General features: G+C 71.8%; 14 protein-coding genes. 6 read left to right on the top strand and 8 right to left on the bottom strand.

Going from position 1 to position 16,291, the window contains the following annotated elements:
* Window positions 1–29 precede the first annotated feature (29 nt).
* Together purU and M4V62_RS24020 are read right to left on the bottom strand one after the other, a co-directional pair.
* Complete coding sequence (gene purU, locus M4V62_RS24025; protein WP_249589289.1) at window positions 30–914, bottom strand: formyltetrahydrofolate deformylase; 885 nt, start codon at window positions 912–914, stop codon at window positions 30–32.
* Window positions 915–1,033: 119 nt separating this feature from the next.
* On the bottom strand, window positions 1,034–1,537 hold the full coding sequence (locus M4V62_RS24020; RefSeq protein WP_249589288.1) for an SCO4402 family protein: 504 nt from the start codon (window positions 1,535–1,537) through the stop codon (window positions 1,034–1,036).
* 117 nt (window positions 1,538–1,654) lie between these two features.
* Between M4V62_RS24020 and M4V62_RS24015 the strand changes: the two genes are divergently transcribed.
* Entirely contained in the window at window positions 1,655–2,929 is a 1,275-nt protein-coding gene (locus M4V62_RS24015) for an ABC transporter substrate-binding protein (protein ID WP_249592963.1), read from the top strand.
* 36 nt (window positions 2,930–2,965) lie between these two features.
* On the opposite strand, the gene M4V62_RS24010 is transcribed toward M4V62_RS24015, so the two are convergent.
* Complete coding sequence (locus M4V62_RS24010; protein ID WP_344646341.1) at window positions 2,966–4,933, bottom strand: hypothetical protein; 1,968 nt, start codon at window positions 4,931–4,933, stop codon at window positions 2,966–2,968.
* Between the two features lie 273 nt (window positions 4,934–5,206).
* On the bottom strand, window positions 5,207–6,595 hold the full coding sequence (locus M4V62_RS24005) for an NsdA family TPR-like regulatory protein (RefSeq protein WP_249589287.1): 1,389 nt from the start codon (window positions 6,593–6,595) through the stop codon (window positions 5,207–5,209).
* Between the two features lie 298 nt (window positions 6,596–6,893).
* Here M4V62_RS24005 and M4V62_RS24000 point away from each other — a divergent pair, with 298 nt between their 5' ends.
* From M4V62_RS24000 to M4V62_RS23985, 4 genes are all read left to right on the top strand, one after another.
* Entirely contained in the window at window positions 6,894–7,541 is a 648-nt protein-coding gene (locus M4V62_RS24000; protein ID WP_249589286.1) for a bifunctional DNA primase/polymerase, read from the top strand.
* Between the two features lie 105 nt (window positions 7,542–7,646).
* Window positions 7,647–8,441, top strand: a complete 795-nt coding sequence (locus M4V62_RS23995; protein WP_249589285.1) for an ABC transporter ATP-binding protein — start codon at window positions 7,647–7,649, stop codon at window positions 8,439–8,441.
* The gene (locus M4V62_RS23990) at window positions 8,438–10,045 is read left to right on the top strand and encodes a transporter (protein ID WP_249589284.1); all 1,608 of its coding nucleotides are present in this window, start codon (window positions 8,438–8,440) and stop codon (window positions 10,043–10,045) included. The genes M4V62_RS23995 and M4V62_RS23990 overlap by 4 nt, the downstream gene beginning before the upstream one ends.
* 474 nt (window positions 10,046–10,519) lie before the next feature.
* The gene (locus M4V62_RS23985) at window positions 10,520–11,893 is read left to right on the top strand and encodes a PAS domain-containing protein (protein WP_249589283.1); all 1,374 of its coding nucleotides are present in this window, start codon (window positions 10,520–10,522) and stop codon (window positions 11,891–11,893) included.
* A 121-nt stretch (window positions 11,894–12,014) separates the two neighbouring features.
* Here the strand turns inward: M4V62_RS23985 and M4V62_RS23980 are convergent, their stop codons facing one another.
* From M4V62_RS23980 to M4V62_RS23965, 4 genes are read right to left on the bottom strand one after another with little or no spacing between them, the layout of a single operon-like run.
* Window positions 12,015–13,232 (bottom strand): ABC transporter permease, encoded by a 1,218-nt coding sequence (locus M4V62_RS23980; protein ID WP_249589282.1) that lies wholly within the window; start codon window positions 13,230–13,232, stop codon window positions 12,015–12,017.
* Window positions 13,229–13,930 (bottom strand): ABC transporter ATP-binding protein, encoded by a 702-nt coding sequence (locus tag M4V62_RS23975; RefSeq protein ID WP_249589281.1) that lies wholly within the window; start codon window positions 13,928–13,930, stop codon window positions 13,229–13,231. The genes M4V62_RS23980 and M4V62_RS23975 overlap by 4 nt, the downstream gene beginning before the upstream one ends.
* The gene (locus tag M4V62_RS23970) at window positions 13,927–14,994 is read right to left on the bottom strand and encodes a peptidoglycan-binding protein (RefSeq protein WP_249589280.1); all 1,068 of its coding nucleotides are present in this window, start codon (window positions 14,992–14,994) and stop codon (window positions 13,927–13,929) included. The genes M4V62_RS23975 and M4V62_RS23970 overlap by 4 nt, the downstream gene beginning before the upstream one ends.
* Entirely contained in the window at window positions 14,991–15,473 is a 483-nt protein-coding gene (locus M4V62_RS23965) for a hypothetical protein (RefSeq protein WP_249589279.1), read from the bottom strand. The genes M4V62_RS23970 and M4V62_RS23965 overlap by 4 nt, the downstream gene beginning before the upstream one ends.
* Window positions 15,474–15,605: 132 nt before the next feature.
* On the opposite strand from M4V62_RS23965, the gene M4V62_RS23960 reads away from it, so the two are divergent.
* Entirely contained in the window at window positions 15,606–16,274 is a 669-nt protein-coding gene (locus M4V62_RS23960; RefSeq protein WP_249589278.1) for a response regulator transcription factor, read from the top strand.
* Window positions 16,275–16,291 lie beyond the last annotated feature (17 nt).

The raw sequence follows: 16,291 nt of genomic DNA, 5'->3' as shown, positions 1-16,291 counted from the left end.
GGCCCACCCCGAGGCCGGGCACCCCGAGGTCAGGCGAAGACGACCGTACGCCGCCCGTTGAGCAGAATCCTGCGCTCCGCATGCCACTTGACGGCCCGCGCAAGCGCCTGGCACTCCACGTCACGGCCGATCGCCACCAGCTGGTTCGGCGTGACGTCGTGGCCGACCCGCTCGACCTCCTGCTCGATGATCGGCCCCTCGTCGAGATCCGCCGTCACATAGTGCGCGGTAGCGCCGATCAGCTTCACACCGCGCGCGTGCGCCTGGTGGTACGGCTTCGCGCCCTTGAAGCTCGGCAGGAAGGAGTGGTGGATGTTGATGATCCGCCCGCTGAGCTGCTTGCAGAGGTCGTCCGAGAGCACCTGCATGTAGCGGGCGAGGACGACGAGCTCCACGTTCTCCGCGCGCACGAGCTCAAGGAACTGCGCCTCGGCATCCGCCTTGTTGTCCTTGGTCACCGGGATGTGGTGGAAGGGGATGTCGTACGAGGCGACCAGCTCGGCGAAGTCCGTGTGGTTCGAGACGACCGCCGCGATCTCGACCGGCAGCGCGCCGATCCGCGAGCGGAACAGCAGGTCGTTCAGGCAGTGCCCGAACTTCGACACGAGCAGGACGACGCGCATCTTGTCGTCGGCGCGGTTCAGCTGCCAGTCCATGTGGAAGGAGTCGCCGATCGCCGCGAAGCTCGCCCGCAGCTTCTCCAGCGTCACCGGCGGCTCCGCCGAGAAGTGGACCCGCATGAAGAAGAGCCCGGTGTCGTGGTCGCCGAACTGCTGGCTGTCCTCGATGTTGCACCCGGTCATGAAGAGATAACTCGACACGGCGTGCACGATGCCCTGCTTGTCCGGGCAGGAGAGGGTGAGGACGTACTGCTCAGCGGGGTCGGCGGACGCGGCGACGGACGGCTCATTCATGCAGCCAAGGTTCCCACAACCGACACCCGCCGCGGAGCGGCCCCTGTAAGGGGCGCGGGGAGTTGCGCGATCAGCCCCCACAGACCCGCAGGTCCGTCACCGCGATTCCGGCGGGACGCTCAGCTCCCGGCCCGCGTCATGATCCGAAGGACCTCGAGCGTCCGCGGCGGCACGTCAGGCTCCTCCCCGTCGCTCGCCGCCAGGCGGACATGCGCGTCCCGCGCCGCCCTGACCGCCTCCGGCCACCCCGGGTGGTCCAGATAGGCGGACACCAACGCGTCCGGCCCGACCTCATGCATGATCCGCAAGACCCTCAGCACCGCCGCGTCGACCAGGGCCGCCTCCTCCTCGTCGCGGAAGATCGTCCCCACGTACTTCTCGGCGGACCAGTTGTCGAGCCACGTGTCCTCGACGAGGCGGTACACGGCGTCGGTCACGTCCCCGTACTCGTCGCGCCCGGCGAGCCAGCACTCACGCTGGAACCCCGGGTCGGAGAGCATGTGCAGCGCCGAGCGCACGTTGCTGCGCCAGCGCCACCATGGCATGTCGTTCGTTGGCATGCCGCCCATGGTGCTTGAGCGACGGCCACGACGGGAAGAGTTCTCCGAACCTTGCACGGTCATCGATCGTACGTTCCCCCTCCGCGGAGCCGAATCGGCCCCTGCCATTCACCTTCTTGTCACCATGCGTTGAGAGCACGTCACTCCATGGTTGGCACTGCGGCGGAATCGTGCATGACCATGCCCGTCTCGCGACGCACCTTGCTCCCCCGCCCCTCCAAGACCGCATCCCTCACCGCGATCGCCCTGGTGGCGGCGTGTGCGTCCTTGACCACCGCGTGCGGGGTCATCCCTGGATCCACGGGGGGATCCAGGGAGGACCCCGTGACCGTCATGACCTGGGCACCCGAGAAGACCAAGGCGACCAACAAGCCCGGCATCCCCGCGATGGCGCAGGCCTACGCGCGCTGGGTCAACGCGAACGGCGGGCTCGACGGCCACAAGCTCAAGGTCATCACCTGCAACGACCACAACGACCCGGTGGGCGCCGCCGACTGCGCCCGCAAGGCGGTCGACCTGGAGGTCTCGGCCGTCGTCGGCTCCTACAGCCAGCACGGCCAGTCCTTCCTCTCGCCTCTCCAGGTCGCCGGAATCCCCTACATCGGCGGATACGGCGTCACCGACGAGGAGTTCAGCAGCCCCCTGTCGTACCCCGTCAACGGCGGCGAACCCGCGCTCATGGCGGGCAACGGCCGGCAGCTCGCCGCCCGCTGCGAGCGCGTCTCCCTCGTACGCCCCGACACCATCGCAGGCGACGATCTCCCCAAGCTCCTGGACGCGGGCCTCGCCGAGGGCCACCGCAAGCCCTCCTCCGACATACGGGCGTCCGAGGACGGCACCGACTTCACCTCCCAGGCCGAGCAGGCACTGGAGCGCGCGGGCACCGGCGGCTGCGTGACCGCGGCGCTCGGCGAGCGCACGGACACGTTCTACGACTCCTACCGGCGCACCGAGGACGCGTACCCGCCCGCGAAGATCTCCTCCGTCCTCGGCAGCGTCGACCAGTCCCTCATCGACCGCACGGGCGGCGGCAACGGACCGTACGAAGGCGCCTACGTCACCGGCTGGTATCCGGCGGCGAGCGACGCCCGCTGGGACGAGATGCGCGAGGCCATCCGGCAGCAGGCGTTCGGCGACAACCGGATCGACCCGACGGACGCGGGCGTGCAGACGACGTGGATCGCCTACACCGTCCTGAAGCAGGCCGTCGAGTCGCTCGGCGGCGGCGAGGTCTCGGCGCGGACGCTGCGACGGGCACTGGACCAGGGGCTCAAGGTCCAGACCGGCGGACTCACTCCCACCCTGAGCTGGCGCTTCAAGGACATGCTCGCGGCGAGCGACTTCCCGCGCCTGGTCAACGCGAACGTCACGTTCCAGACGGTGCGCGACGGCCGCCTGGTGCCGGCCCGCAAGGGGTTCGTGAACGTGTCGAAGACCCTGGAACGGGTGCGGTAACCCGCACCCGGACCCAGCGCGGCCCCCGCGCCCGCCCTACAGCTGCGACTTGTCGCGCGTGGTGAGGCCGTACTGCTTGGCGATGGCGTTCCACAGCCCGGCCGCTTCCTGCTTGGCCGTGGTCGCCTCGCCGCTCGACTTGTTCGCGGCGACCGCCTGCGGTGTCGTGCGGGCGTGGCCCTTCTTGCAGCCCTTCTTTCCCGCGACCTGCCCCGCCCACGCGGCGTAGTGGTTGTCGGCCGCGGCGGACGCCTTCCAGGCCTTGGTGAGGGAAGCGGTCAGCTGGGCGTTGGCGGGCAGCTTGTCCACGGAGAGCTGCGAGAGGCGCGTGACCAGGCCGTTGCGCTGCTTGGCCGCGTTGCGCAGATCGGTGGCCGACTGGCTGAGGTCGGCGCACTTGCCGACGTTGCGTACGGCGCCGATCACCGAGTCACGGCTGTTGTTGCTGTCGGCGAGGAGCTTGTCCAGGGCGACGGCCTGCTCCTCGGCGGGGTCGACGGAGGGCGAGGGCTTCTCGTCGGAGGGCGCCGACTCGGAGACGGTCTGGGGACTGTCCTTGTCCTCGTCACCGCCGCCGCCGCTGAGCAGGGCTCCGGCCCCGACGCCGATCACGGCGATGGCGACACCGGCCGCCACGAAGATCGGCACCTTCGACCCGGTGCGTCCCCCGCCGCGCGGCGCGGGAGCGGCGGCAGCGGCACGGCGCGCGGCCCTGCCCCCACCGTCACCGTCACCGTGGCCGTGGGCGGCGGGCTGCGGCGGCTCGAAGCGGGGCATCTGCTGGGTCGAGGCGGGGCCTTCGGGCTCCGGCTGCTCGGTACGGAAGAGACTGTCGAACTCGGCGGGCGGCTGCCGGTCCCCCGGGGCGCCGGGCCGTATCCCGAAGGGTGCCTTGCCGGGCTCGGCGGGCACGGGGGCGATGAACTGCGTGGGCTCGTTGTCGGAACCGGCCGCCGGGGGCATGGGCGCGCCCGGCATGGGCGAGCGTCCCAGGAACTGCGTGGCATCCCCTGCGGGCGCCTCGGGCGGCAGGGCGCCGGGGGCCACGGGAGGTATGTACTGCGTGGCGCCTTCGTCGACGCCCGCGCCTGCGCCGGGCATCGCGGGTATGTACTGCGTCGCGTCCGCGTCACCCGGGGCGGCGGGCGGCAGCGGCGCGCCCCCGCCGGAGCCGCCGGGGGGAAGCTGACCGGCCTGCGCGGCCGGAGGGAGCTGCCCTGCCTGCGCGGCGGGCGGAAGCTGTCCCGCCTGCCCCGCCTGCCCGGCCTGCGGAAGCGGCTGCCCAGCCTGTCCGGGGTGTCCCTGCTGTACCTGCTGCCCCTGCTGCCCCTGCTGCCCCTGCTGCCCGGGGTACGCGGCGTCGGCGGGCTGCCCCGCGTGGGCTCCGCCCGCCTGCTGTCTCGCGTGCGCTCCACCCGCGGGCTGCCCCGCGTGGGCCCCACCCGCGCCCGGTCCCGCGTAGGGCCCGTCGGCGGCGGGCTGCCCCGCGTGCTGACCGCCCTGAGCGTGGCCCGCGTGCTGACCGCCCGCGTACGGCCCGCCCTGCGGCTGGCCCTGGGGCTGACCCGCGTACGGCCCGCCCTGGGGCTGCTGCTGCGCGTACGGGTCGCCCGCGCCCTGCTGCGTCCCGTACGAGGCCCCGTACGCCTCCGCCTGCCCTCCGTACGAGGCGCCCGAAGGCTGACCCCCGTAAGAAGCGTCCTGCGGATAGCCATAGCCCTGCTGCTGCGTGCCCTCGGCGGGCAGCGGGGTGCCCGCGCCGTACGACTGCTGCTGGCCGCCTGCGGAGTCCCACGCCTGGCCTGAGCCGGGCGGCGGGTCCGCGGGAGCCGGGCCCCACGGCTGGCCCCAGGGGCTGCCGCCCGCGGGGGCCACGTGGTCGCCGGTGGTGCCGGGCATCAAAGGCTCGCTTCCGTCGGCAGGCAGCACGATGCCTTCGTGCGCGTGCCGGTCCGCGGGATGCGGATCGGAGGAAGCGGCGCCCTGCCCGCTCTGCTGCGTCACCGGGACTCCTACGAATGGGGGACCTACGGAACCGTCGGCTCACGCTACCGGGTCGCCACAGCCGTCTGCCACGCAGCTCAAACCTCCGTCGCCGCTTCAATCGCGGAAGTAACAAAAGCTCTCCGCGAAACGCTGATTACGTCACCGGCATGGACCGATCGCGTACGGGAGTTGGCTGTTCACGGTACGGAAAGGGCGGGGACGGGCGACGTTCACCGGTGCGCGACACACATCACAAACCCTTCACGCACCCGCACCCGGTCCCGCACCCCTTCACGCCGCCTGGACGTCCATCCGCGCCCCGAACTCCCTTACCACCGGCTCCTCGCGGTACGGCTGGAGCCGCTGCTGGAAGTCCTCCAGGTACTCGGCGCCGCGGTTCGACCGCAGCGTGCCGAGGAGCTCGACCGCCTTCATGCCCGTGTGGCACGCCTGCTCGACGTCCCGGCTCTGTACCTGCGCCGTGGCGAGCAGGACGAGGCCGATCGCCCGCCGCCGCGCCCGCGTCTGGGGGTGCCCCGCGAGGGACTCCTCCGCGCTGCGCGCCGCCGCGTCCGCCTGCCCCAAGTCACGGTGACAATGCGCCAGTTCATCGGCCAGATACGCATGGTCGAAGTGCCGGATCCACACCGGGTCGTCGCCCGAATCCGTCTCCCCGGCCGCACGGTCCATCGCCTCGACCGCCCGGCCCGCCACGACCTGCGTGGAGCGACCGTCCCCGAGCAGCGCGTGCCCCCTGGCCTCGGCGGCGTAGAACATGGCCTCCGCGCGCGGGGTGACCCGCCCGCGCGTCCCCTCCTGGGCCGCCCGCGCCAACTGCGCGATCTCCCTCGGATTCCCGAGCTGGGCCGCGAGGTGGCTCATGGACGCGGCGAGCACATACCCGCCGTACCCACGGTCCCCGGCCGCCTGCGCGAGCCGCAGCGCCTGGATGTAGTAGCGCTGGGCAAGGCCCGGCTGGCCCGTGTCCACCGCCATGTACCCGGCGAGCTCCGTCAACCGCGCGACGGCGGCGAACAGTTCGCGCCCCACCGCCTCGCGGTACGAACCGGCGAGCAGCCCCGAGACGACGCTGTTCAGGTAGTGCACGACCACCGGCCGCACATGCCCGCTGCCGTACTGGTGGTCCAGCTGCGTAAGGGCCTCCGTCATGGCCCGCACCGCGGCCACGTCACAGAGGCCGACGCGCGGCCCGGCCATCCGGCCCACCTGCGAGTCCGGGGACGAGATCAGCCAGTCGCGGCTCGGCTCGACGAGCGCGGACGAGGCGACGGACGAACCGGACAGGAAGTCCCGCCGCCCCACGTCGCTGCGCCACAGCTCGCAGACCTGCTCGATGGCGCCGAGCACGGTCGGCGAGAACTGCAGACCGACGCCGGAGGCGAGGTTCTTGCCGTTCGCCATCCCGATCTCGTCGATGGTGACCGTCCGGCCCAGCTTGCGGCCGAGTGCCTCCGCGATGATGCCGGGCGCCCTGCCGCGCGGCTGCTGACCGCGCAGCCACCGGGCGACGGACGTCTTGTCGTAGCGCAGATCGAGACCGTGCTCCGCGCCGCACATGTTGACCCGGCGGGCAAGGCCCGCGTTCGAGCAGCCCGCTTCCTGAATGAGTGCCTGCAGCCTTTCATTGGGCTGCCGCGCGACGAGCGGCCTTGCGGCCATGGCGTACCCCCTGATGTGCACCGTGGTTCATCTGGTCGGAGGGGCCGGAATCAGCCACCCCAGATGATCAATGCCCTTGGAACAAACGGAAGATGCACCACAAACGGACGATAAGTCGGCAACTGGGCATCTTCGGAGTGCCACAGCCTTGGCTACCCGCACATGGAACCCATTCCCCATGCGCGCCCCCGCCCGTGCACCCATGCGCCCCACATGCAGGATCGATGCTCCGCCCCCGCGCACGCGCGGGCCGTAACCGTAGGTGGCGGGCGGAGTTGAGAAGTCCGTGGAAGAGACCATGGGAGTCACGTCAGCCGCGCACATCCCGAAGCAGCGCGGAGAATCCTTGCTGGACACGGCCGTGCGATACGCGGAAGAGCGCCACTGGGACGTGTTCCCGGGGACGTGGCTCGAGTCCGTCGAGGGGGCCGAGATCTGCTCGTGCGGTGACACCGCGTGCACGACACCCGGTTCGCACCCGGCGCGCGAGGACTGGGCCACGCAGGCGACGGGCAGCGCGACCGTCGCGAGGCGGCTCTGGTCCAAGCAGCCGAAGTCGTCGATCCTGCTGCCGACGGGCCGTACGTTCGACGCCATCGACGTGCCGGAGACGGCCGGGTTCCTCGCCCTTGCCCGCATGGAGCGGATGGAGCTGACGCTCGGGCCCGTGACGTGCACGCCCGACCGCCGGATGCAGTTCTTCGTCCTGCCCGGCGCCACCGCGAAGGTGCCCGACCTGGTACGCAAGCTGGGCTGGCCGCCGGCCGCGATCGACCTCGTGGCGCTCGGCGAGGGGGCGTACGTGGCCGCGCCCCCGACCCGCTTCGGCGCGTCGGGCGCCGTGCAGTGGGCGTGCCGCCCCACCGCTGCGAACCGCTGGCTGCCCGACGCCGAGGAGATCATCTCTCCGCTGGCCTACGCCTGCGGGCGCGAGGCACGCAGGTAGCCATCACGGGGGCGCAGAAGCCGGACGGGCTGGAAATCCAGCCCGTCCGGCTTTTGTCACCCTCGCCGACGTATCGTGCGGAAACGGCGACGAGAGGCGGGCACCGTGACCGAGGCAGCACCGGCGGAAGCACCCGCCGCAGTACGGGTGCAGGGGCTGTGGAAGGCCTTCGGCCAGCAGATCGCCGTCGCCGGGATCGATCTCACCCTCCCCGCGGGCAAGTTCATCGGCCTCGTCGGCCCGAACGGCGCGGGCAAGACCACCACCCTGTCCATGGTGACCGGCCTCCTCCGGCCCGACCAGGGCACCGTCGAGGTCGTCGGCCACGACGTATGGACCGACCCCGTCCAGGTCAAGGCCCGCATCGGTGTCCTGCCCGAAGGCCTGCGCCTCTTCGAGCGCCTCTCGGGGCGCGAACTCCTCGCGTACACCGGACGTCTGCGCGGGCTGCCCGGCGACGAGGTCGACAAGAGAGCGACCCAGCTCCTGGACGTACTCGACCTCGCCGGCGCCCAGCACAAACTGGTCGTCGACTACTCGACCGGCATGCGCAAGAAGATCGGGCTCGCCGCGGCCCTGCTCCACAACCCCGAAGTCCTCTTCCTGGACGAGCCCTTCGAGGGCGTCGACCCGGTGTCCGCCCAGACCATCCGCGGTGTCCTTGAGCGCTACACCGCGTCCGGGGCGACGGTCGTCTTCTCGTCGCACGTCATGGAACTCGTCGAATCGCTCTGCGACTGGGTCGCCGTGATGGCGGCAGGACGCATCCGCGCGCAAGGCACCCTCGCGGAAGTGCGCGGCGCGGCCCCGTCCCTCCAGCAGGCCTTCCTCGAACTGGTCGGCGCGGGCGGCCGGGACACCGGCTCGCACCTCGACTGGCTGGGCGGCGGCACCCGATGACCACGGCCCCTTCCCCGGCCCCTTCCCCCTCGATCACCCCCGTCTTCGTACGCCTGAAGCTCTCGCTCCTGCGCAACGGCCTGCACCAGTCGACCGGACGCCGCGCCGCCTACATCGCCTCCGTCGCCGCCGCGCTCCTCGTCGCCGCCCTCCAGCTCCTCGGCCTGATCGCCCTGCGCGGCAACGAACACGCCGCCACCGTCTCCGTCCTGCTCACCGCCGTGCTCGCGCTCGGCTGGGCAGTGATGCCGCTGTTCTTCGCCGGCGGCGACGAGACCCTCGACCCCACCCGCCTGGTGATGCTGCCGCTGCGCCCCCGGCCACTGGTGCGCGCGCTCCTCGTGGCGTCCCTGGTGGGCATCGGGCCGCTCTTCACCCTCTGCCTCGCGCTCGGCGCCGTGATCTCCCTCGCGCACGGTGCGGCGGCGGCCGTCACCGGGGTCCTGGCCATCGCGCTGACCCTGCTCGTCTGCGTGGCCCTCGCGCGGACCGTCGCCGCCGCCAACATCCGCCTCCTGACCAGCCGCAAGGGACGTGATCTGGCCGTTCTGAGCGGCCTGGTCATCGCGGTCGGCGCGCAGGTCGTCAACTTCGGGGCGCAGCGGCTCGGTTCGTCGGGGCTCTCGCAGCTCGACCCGGCGGCGGAGGTCGTCCGCTGGATCCCGCCCGCGTCGGCCATCGGCGCCGTCGACTCGGTCAGCGAGGGCGCGTACGCCACCGGGGTCGCCCAACTCGCCCTGAGCGCAGCCGCCCTCGCCGCGCTCCTGGCCCTCTGGCAGCGCAGCCTCACCCACCTGATGACGACCCCCGACGGCTCGACGCTCGCGGCGGCGGAGCCCACCAAGGCCCGCTCGGCGCGCGGCCTGGGCAAACTCCTTCCCGGCGGACGCACGGGCACGGTCATGGAACGCAGCCTGCGCTATGTGTGGCGTGACCCGAAGACGAAGGCGGCCTGGGTGACGTCCCTGGCCATCGGCCTGATCGTGCCGCTCTTCAACGCCCTCCAGGGCACGGGCTCGATCTACTTCGCGTGCTTCGCGGCCGGGATGCTCGGCGTCCTGATGTACAACCAGTTCGGCCAGGACACCTCGGCGTTCTGGATGGTCGCGATGACGATCTCGTCGACGTACGACGCGTACATCGAACTCCGCGCCCGCGCCCTGGCACTCCTCGCCATCACCCTCCCGTACGCGACGCTGGTGACGGTCATCACGGCATCGGTGCTCGGCGACTGGAAGGGCCTGCCGGAGGGCCTCGGCCTCTCCTTCGCCCTGCTCGGCGCGATGCTGGCGACGGGCGCCTGGTCATCGGCCCGCTTCCCCTACTCGATCCCGCAGGAGGGCTACAAGAACGTGGCCCCCGGGCAGGCGGGCCTGGCCTGGATCTCGATCTTCGGCGGGATGGTCGCGGCGGCCCTGCTCTGCGCCCCGGTGCTCGCCTTCACCATCTGGCTGCACGTCTCGGGCGCGAGCGACTGGTCCTGGGTGCTGCTGCCGCTGGGCGGTGCCTACGGAGCGGTGATCACGTACTTCGGTCTGCGGCTGGCGGCGCCGAGGGTGGCGCGGCGGCTTCCGGAGATCCTGACGGCGGTCAGCAGGGGCTGAGAGCCACTGACCGTGCGGGCCGCCCCTGGCACGCAGACGACCCGCGAGCCGTGGTTCCCGCCGTACGAGACGGCGGGAAGCCGGCCGGACTCACCGGCGGCTCGCGGGTCGGGTGACTGCTTGGGATTGGGCCGGTTGCACGCACATCACACGTGCTGGTCCGGCGCCGAAATCGAGTTGCGACGACGGGCCACTAGCCCGCAGTCACCTCACGCGTCCGGTTTCCATACATCTGCCGAACCACCTCCCTTCGTGTGTACGTGCCACCCTAGGAACGGCCCTGTCCGTCGCACAAGCGATTTTCTGAGGGCTTTGCCCGAGGGCTTCTCGGGGCTTTGGGGGCAACGATTTCGTCGAACTTCTGGGAAGTGCCTGTGGGCTGCGTCACGTTCGAGTTGAATGATCTGACGTGCGGTACATGCGGAACTCGCAGAACATGCAGCTCATGAGGACACGGCCTGCAGGGGGTGCCAGGTGAGTGCTTCCCGGCGTAGCGGAACCACCGACGAGCTGGGGCCTGAAGAACCCGAGCCCGGTGGCGCCGAATTGCTCGCGGCATTGCTGGACGGGATGGACGCCGCCCTGTGCGCGTTCGACGCCGACGGGGTGGTGACGCACTGGAATCGTGAGGCCGAGCGGATTCTCGGGTGGTCGGCGGCCGAGGCCGTCGGGCGGCAGGGGTTCGCGGGCTGGGCGGTGCGGACCGCCGACGCCGAGGAGGTCGAGGCGCGGCTTCTGTCGGCCATGGAGGCGCACGGGCGTCAGGTGCACGAGTTCGCGCTCCTGACGAAGGACGGCGGGCGGGTGCTCGTGCGGACCCAGTCCGCCGCCGTGCGAGGGGGGGACGGGAAGCCGGCCGGTGTGTACTGCGCGTTCAGCGAGGTCCATGCGCAGATCGACCTGGAGCGGTCCATCGCGCTGAGCGAGGCGCTGTTCGAGAACGCGTCGTGGGGTGTGGTGCTCGTCGACGCCGATCTGCGTCCCGCCGTGGCGAACGAACACGCGGCGCGTGCCCTGGGGATGGGGCGTACGGCCTTGCTGGGGCGCCCCCTTGGGGAGTTGCTCGGGCAGGGTGTGGAGGAGCTGGAGAGCGCGCTGAGCCATGTGCTCGCCGAAGGGGCGCCGCCCGCGCCTGCCGAGATGTGGGTGTCCGTGCGGGCCACGGAGAGCGGTGAGCCGGAGCGGCGGTGCTGGCGCAGCGGCTTCTTGCGGCTCGCGTCGCCGCTCGCGGAGGAGCCGGTGCCGCTGGGCGTCGGCTGGCTCTTCACGGACGTGACGGAGGCCAAGCAGACCGAGCAGGACGCGGCGCAACTGCGCTTCCGCTCGCAGCAGTTGCACCGGGCCGCGCGGGCCGCGGGCGAGTGCGAGGATCCTACGGAGGCGGCGACGGTCCAGCTGGACTTCGCGCTTGCCGGGTTCGCCGACCACGCGTTGATCGACCTGGTGGCGGGTGACGGGGAGCCGGTGCGGCTCGTGCGCGTCGCCGCGACGCCTGCGGGCGCTCCGGGTCCGTGTCTGCCGGTGGCCAAGGCGGGCCTTCCCGTGCGCTATCTGGAGGGCCACCCGGCCCCGCAGTGCGTGGACCGGGTGGGTTCCGTACGGGCCAGCGCCGGCACCGCGCCGCCCGAGCGGGCCCGGGAGTGGGCGGCGGCCAGGCAGTGGCCGGAGGACTCCGTCCACGCCCTGTGCACGGTGCTGCGCAGCCGGGGGCGGACGCTGGGCGTGGTGACGTTCCTACGGGGCGCGAGCCGCACCCAGTTCGAACGGGCGGACGCGACGTACGCGGAGAGCGTCTCGGCGAGGGTTGCGGCCTCGCTTGACCTGGCGGGGGTGCTGGACGCGGGCTGAGTTCCCCTGCCGGGGGGGCGGGCGGGTGTTCAAGGCCGGCCGTCCACCGCCGGGTGCTCGGGTGGGTGGGCGGGGGATATCCGCCGCGAAGCGGCGGTCCAGGACCCGCCCGCCCGGCCGGCTAGGCCGCGTGCAACGCCAGCGTCGGCGAAAGGCGGGCCGCACGGACCGCCGGGTACAGGCCGGCCACCGTACCGATCACCAGCGTCGCCCCGAAGCCCCCGCTCACCGCCCACAGGGGGACCACCCAGGGGAGCCCGCCCGACACCGCGTACGCGCCCGTCGCCGCCGCGCCCAGGGCGATTCCCGCAAGGCCGCCGAGGCCGGACAGCATCAGGGACTCCGTCACGAACTGGATCCGGATCTGCCCCTTCGTCGCGCCCATCGAGCGGCGCAGGCCGATCTCGTACCGGCGCTCCAGGACTGAGATGATCATGGTGTTGGCCACCCCCACGCCCCCCACCAGCAGGGCGATTCCGCCCAGCCCAAGGAGCAGCGTCGAGAACGCTCCCTCCGTCGCCGCCTTCGCCTTGAGCGCCGACGACGGGTCCGTCACCTGGACGTTGCGCGGGTTCTCCGGGTCGATCGAGGCGGCGAGCAGGCTCCGGACCTCGTGCACCGAGGCGTCGGTGGAGCGTTCGTACACCGACGTGGGACGCCCGTCGAAGCCGAGCTCGCTCTTGGCCGCCTCCCAGCCCACGAGGGCCGAGCGCTCCACGTCGGGCGAGAGCGGCAGCGGGTCGAGGATGCCGACGACCGTGAAGTAACGGTCGTCCACCCACACCTGCTGGCCCGGCTCCGTGATGCCGAGGCGGTCGGCCGCGACATGGCCGAGGACGATCGAGGGGTAGCGGCTGTTGGCCGCGTTGAACCACGTGCCGTGCCCCATCTCGCCGCGCAGCACCTTCAGCAGGCCCTCGGTCGCCGCCTTGACGGCGATGCCGCCGGTCTCGTCCTCGGGGATCTTCTCGCTGCGCCGCACGGTGCGTTCGAGGTCGCCGGTCGCGCCGACGTCCCGTACGCCCTTCACCCGGGAGACCCGCCCTGCCGCGTCACGCGGGAGCACCACCTTCTCGCCGGAGAACAGGGGCTCCCCCGGCGCGGCCACCAGCATGTTCGTGCCCAAGTCGTCCAACTCACGCATCAGTTGGGCCTTGCTCGACGACGAGATGCCCACCACCGCGATCATCGTGGCGATCCCGATGGCGATCCCGAGTGCCGACAGCACGACCCGCACGGGGCGGCTGCGCAGGCCCGCCGAGCCGACGTGCAGGACGTCCCGCGGCCCGAGCCGCGCCGCCTTCAGGCGCGGGTTGCCGACCTTCTTCGTACGGATCATCCGGCGAGCACCCCCTGGCCAACAGTGGCGCGGGTATCCGCCACCACCTGCCCGTCCCGGATCCGCACCTGCCGCGGAAGTCTCTCCGCGATCTCCACGTCGTGCGTGATGACGGCGATGGTCGCGCCCTCCGCGTTGAGATCGTGAAGCAGCTCCATCACCGCCTCGCCGGACGCCGAGTCCAGCGCCCCGGTCGGCTCGTCGGCCAGGAGCAGGTCCGGCGCCCCGACCACGGCGCGCGCGATGGCGACGCGCTGCTTCTGGCCACCGGAGAGTTCGTGCGGGCGGTGCCTCATGCGGTCCGCGAGGCCGACCCGGTCGAGGGCGTCGGCGGCCCGCGCCCGGCGTTCCCCGCGCGAGAGGCCCGAGTACAGGAGCCCCTCCGCCACGTTGTCGCGCGCGCTGATCCCCGGCACCAGGTGGAACGCCTGGAACACGAAGCCGATGTGCCGTGCGCGCAGCGCGGAGAGGCTGCGGTCGGCGAGCGTCGCGACGTCGTGTCCGGCGATCGCCACCGAGCCCTCCGACGGTCGGTCCAGGGTGCCGATGATGTGCAGCAGCGTCGACTTGCCGGACCCGGAGGGGCCGACGATGGCGAGGAGTTCGCCCTCCTCCACCCTCAGGTCCACGCCGCGCAGGGCGGCGACTCCGCCCGGGTACTCCTTGGTGACCCCGGCCAACTCCACGACGGCGCTCATATCTTGGGCACCCCGACCTTCATTCCGTCCCGCAGGCCGCCGCCCGTCACCTCGACGCGTCCCTGTCCGAACATGCCGAGTTCGACCTTCACCTGGCGGGCGCGGCCGTGCTCGACGACCTGGACGCCGTAGCCGCCGCCGGGCAGGGCGAGGAGGGCGTTGACGGGGACGGAGAGGACGTCCTTGCGGGTCTCTCCGGTGAGGTTGACCGTCACCGGGGACTGGTCGAAGCCGTCGACCTTGCCGGGGTCGTCGAAGGAGACCGTCACCGGGATCTTGGGGGTCTTGTCGGCCGGGTCGTCGCCCGGCTTGGCGGTCTTGCCGACGGACGCGACCTCGCCCTTGGCGGTCGAGCCGTCCGGCAGGTCCACGGTGACCTTGGTGCCCACCTTGGCGAGCTTCCCCTCGGCGACGTCGAGCTGGAAACGTACGACGCGCTCGGAGCCCGTCGTGCTGAGCACCGGCTTGCCCGGGGCGACCTGGTCGCCGACGGCCGACTCGGTGGACTTCACGCGGACGCCGCCCGGCGAGAAGGCGATCTGCTCGGGGCCCACGCGCCCGGTCTGCTTCTGGTCGTGCGCCTTCTGCCACTGCTTGACCGCGGCGGCCGTACCCGCCGTGTACGCGTCGTCGACGGCGAGCCCGGCGCCGTACCCGAGCGCCTGGAGGTTCTCCTCCAGCTGCCGTACGTCGTTGCCCTCGTCGCCGGTCTTCAGCGTGCGGTACATGGGTTCGGTGCCGTACATGAGGCGCACCGGGACGCCGTTGACCTCGTACAGGCGCCCGTCGCGCTCGATCGTCGAGCCGTTGCCCGTGGACCAGGTGAGGGTGCCGGTGGTGCCCGCGTTGACCTTGCGTTCCTTGGCGTAGCCGAGGGTGCCGTCGCTCTGGGTGCCGCTGCTGAGGTCGCCGCGCTCGACGGCGGCGGTGGCGGGCGGGAGTCCGGTGTCCTGCTGGGTGGACGTGTTCTTGCCGTTGTCGGCGAGCGCGGTGACGGCGACGCCTCCGCCGGTGATGGCGAGCAGGGCCACGACGGTGGCGACGACGGCGGTGCGGCGCCTCACGCGACGATGTCCTTGCACGCCTTGGCGGCCTTCTCCATCTTCTTGGCCTCTGCGCCCTCGGGCATCTTCTGGGCTTCCATGGCGCCGCCGTCGAACTTCGGGTCGGGCATGTTGAAGCCGTTCTCGCGCATGCACCGGGCGTACTTGAGCATCTTGTCCTTGTCGGCCTGCGAGACCTTGCCGCCGCCCGCGCCGCCGCCCTTGGTGCAGGCCTTCAGGGCGGCCTGCATCTTCTCCTTGCTCATGTCGCCGCCGATGGTGACCCCGTTGGTGTCCCCGCCGGCCTTGGGCTCGGGCACCTTGAGGCCGTGCTTGCGCAGGCACTCGCGCTCCTTGAAGGCGGCGTCGGCCTGCTTGCCCTTGCCGCCGTCGGCCTTGTCCTGGCTGCTGTCGCCGCCGCCGGACGAGCAGGCTCCGGCGAACAGGGCGAGTGCGGCGAACCCCGATGCGATGGCCGTTGAACGCGTACGAGTCCTCATGACGTCCCCTTCACTGGTCGCGTAGTCGCGTTGTCACGTCGACGCGCACAGGCTGACGGCAGGGGAGGTTTCGTTTCTCTCAACGGAGACGCTTACACCGACGAAAGGTGCACTTCAGGTACACAGGGCCGCATGCGCGTACTGCTGGTGGAGGACGAGGAATTCCTGGCCGAGATGATCGCCGACGGGCTGCGCCGCGACGCGCTCGCGGTCGACGTCGCGGCCGACGGCCTGACGGCGCTGCGCAAACTCCAGCTCGGCGAGTACGACGTCGTCATCCTGGACCGGGACCTGCCGGGCCTGCACGGCGACGAGGTGTGCCGCAGGGTGGTGGCGCAGCGGCTGCTCACGCGCGTCCTGATGCTGACGGCGTCGGCCACGATCAGGGACCGGGTCGCGGGCCTGGGCCTGGGCGCCGACGACTACCTGACCAAGCCCTTCGCGTACGACGAGCTCCTCGCCCGCGTCCTGGCCCTCGGCCGCCGCACGCGCCCCGCGCTGCCGCCCGTCATCGAACGCGCGGGCCTCGTCCTGGACACGGCCCGCCGCCAGGCGAGCCGCGACGGCCGCCATCTGTCGCTCTCCCGCAAGGAGTTCGCGGTCCTTGAGGCGCTGCTGCGGGCGGAGGGCGCGGTGGTCAGCGGCGACGACCTGATCGAACAGGTCTGGGAGGAGGACACCAGCTACCGCACGAACGCGGTCCGCGTCACCCTCTCCAAGCTCCGCACCAAGCTGGGCGATCCCCCGGTGGTGGAGACGGTCCCGGGCGCGGGCTACCGGATCACGGGCTGGTCGGCGTGAGGCGCTTTTGCCGGGGC

This window comes from Streptomyces durmitorensis (genome assembly GCF_023498005.1).
Taxonomy (GTDB): Bacteria; Actinomycetota; Actinomycetes; order Streptomycetales; family Streptomycetaceae; genus Streptomyces; species Streptomyces durmitorensis.
This window is presented reverse-complemented; position numbering and strand designations above follow the sequence as displayed.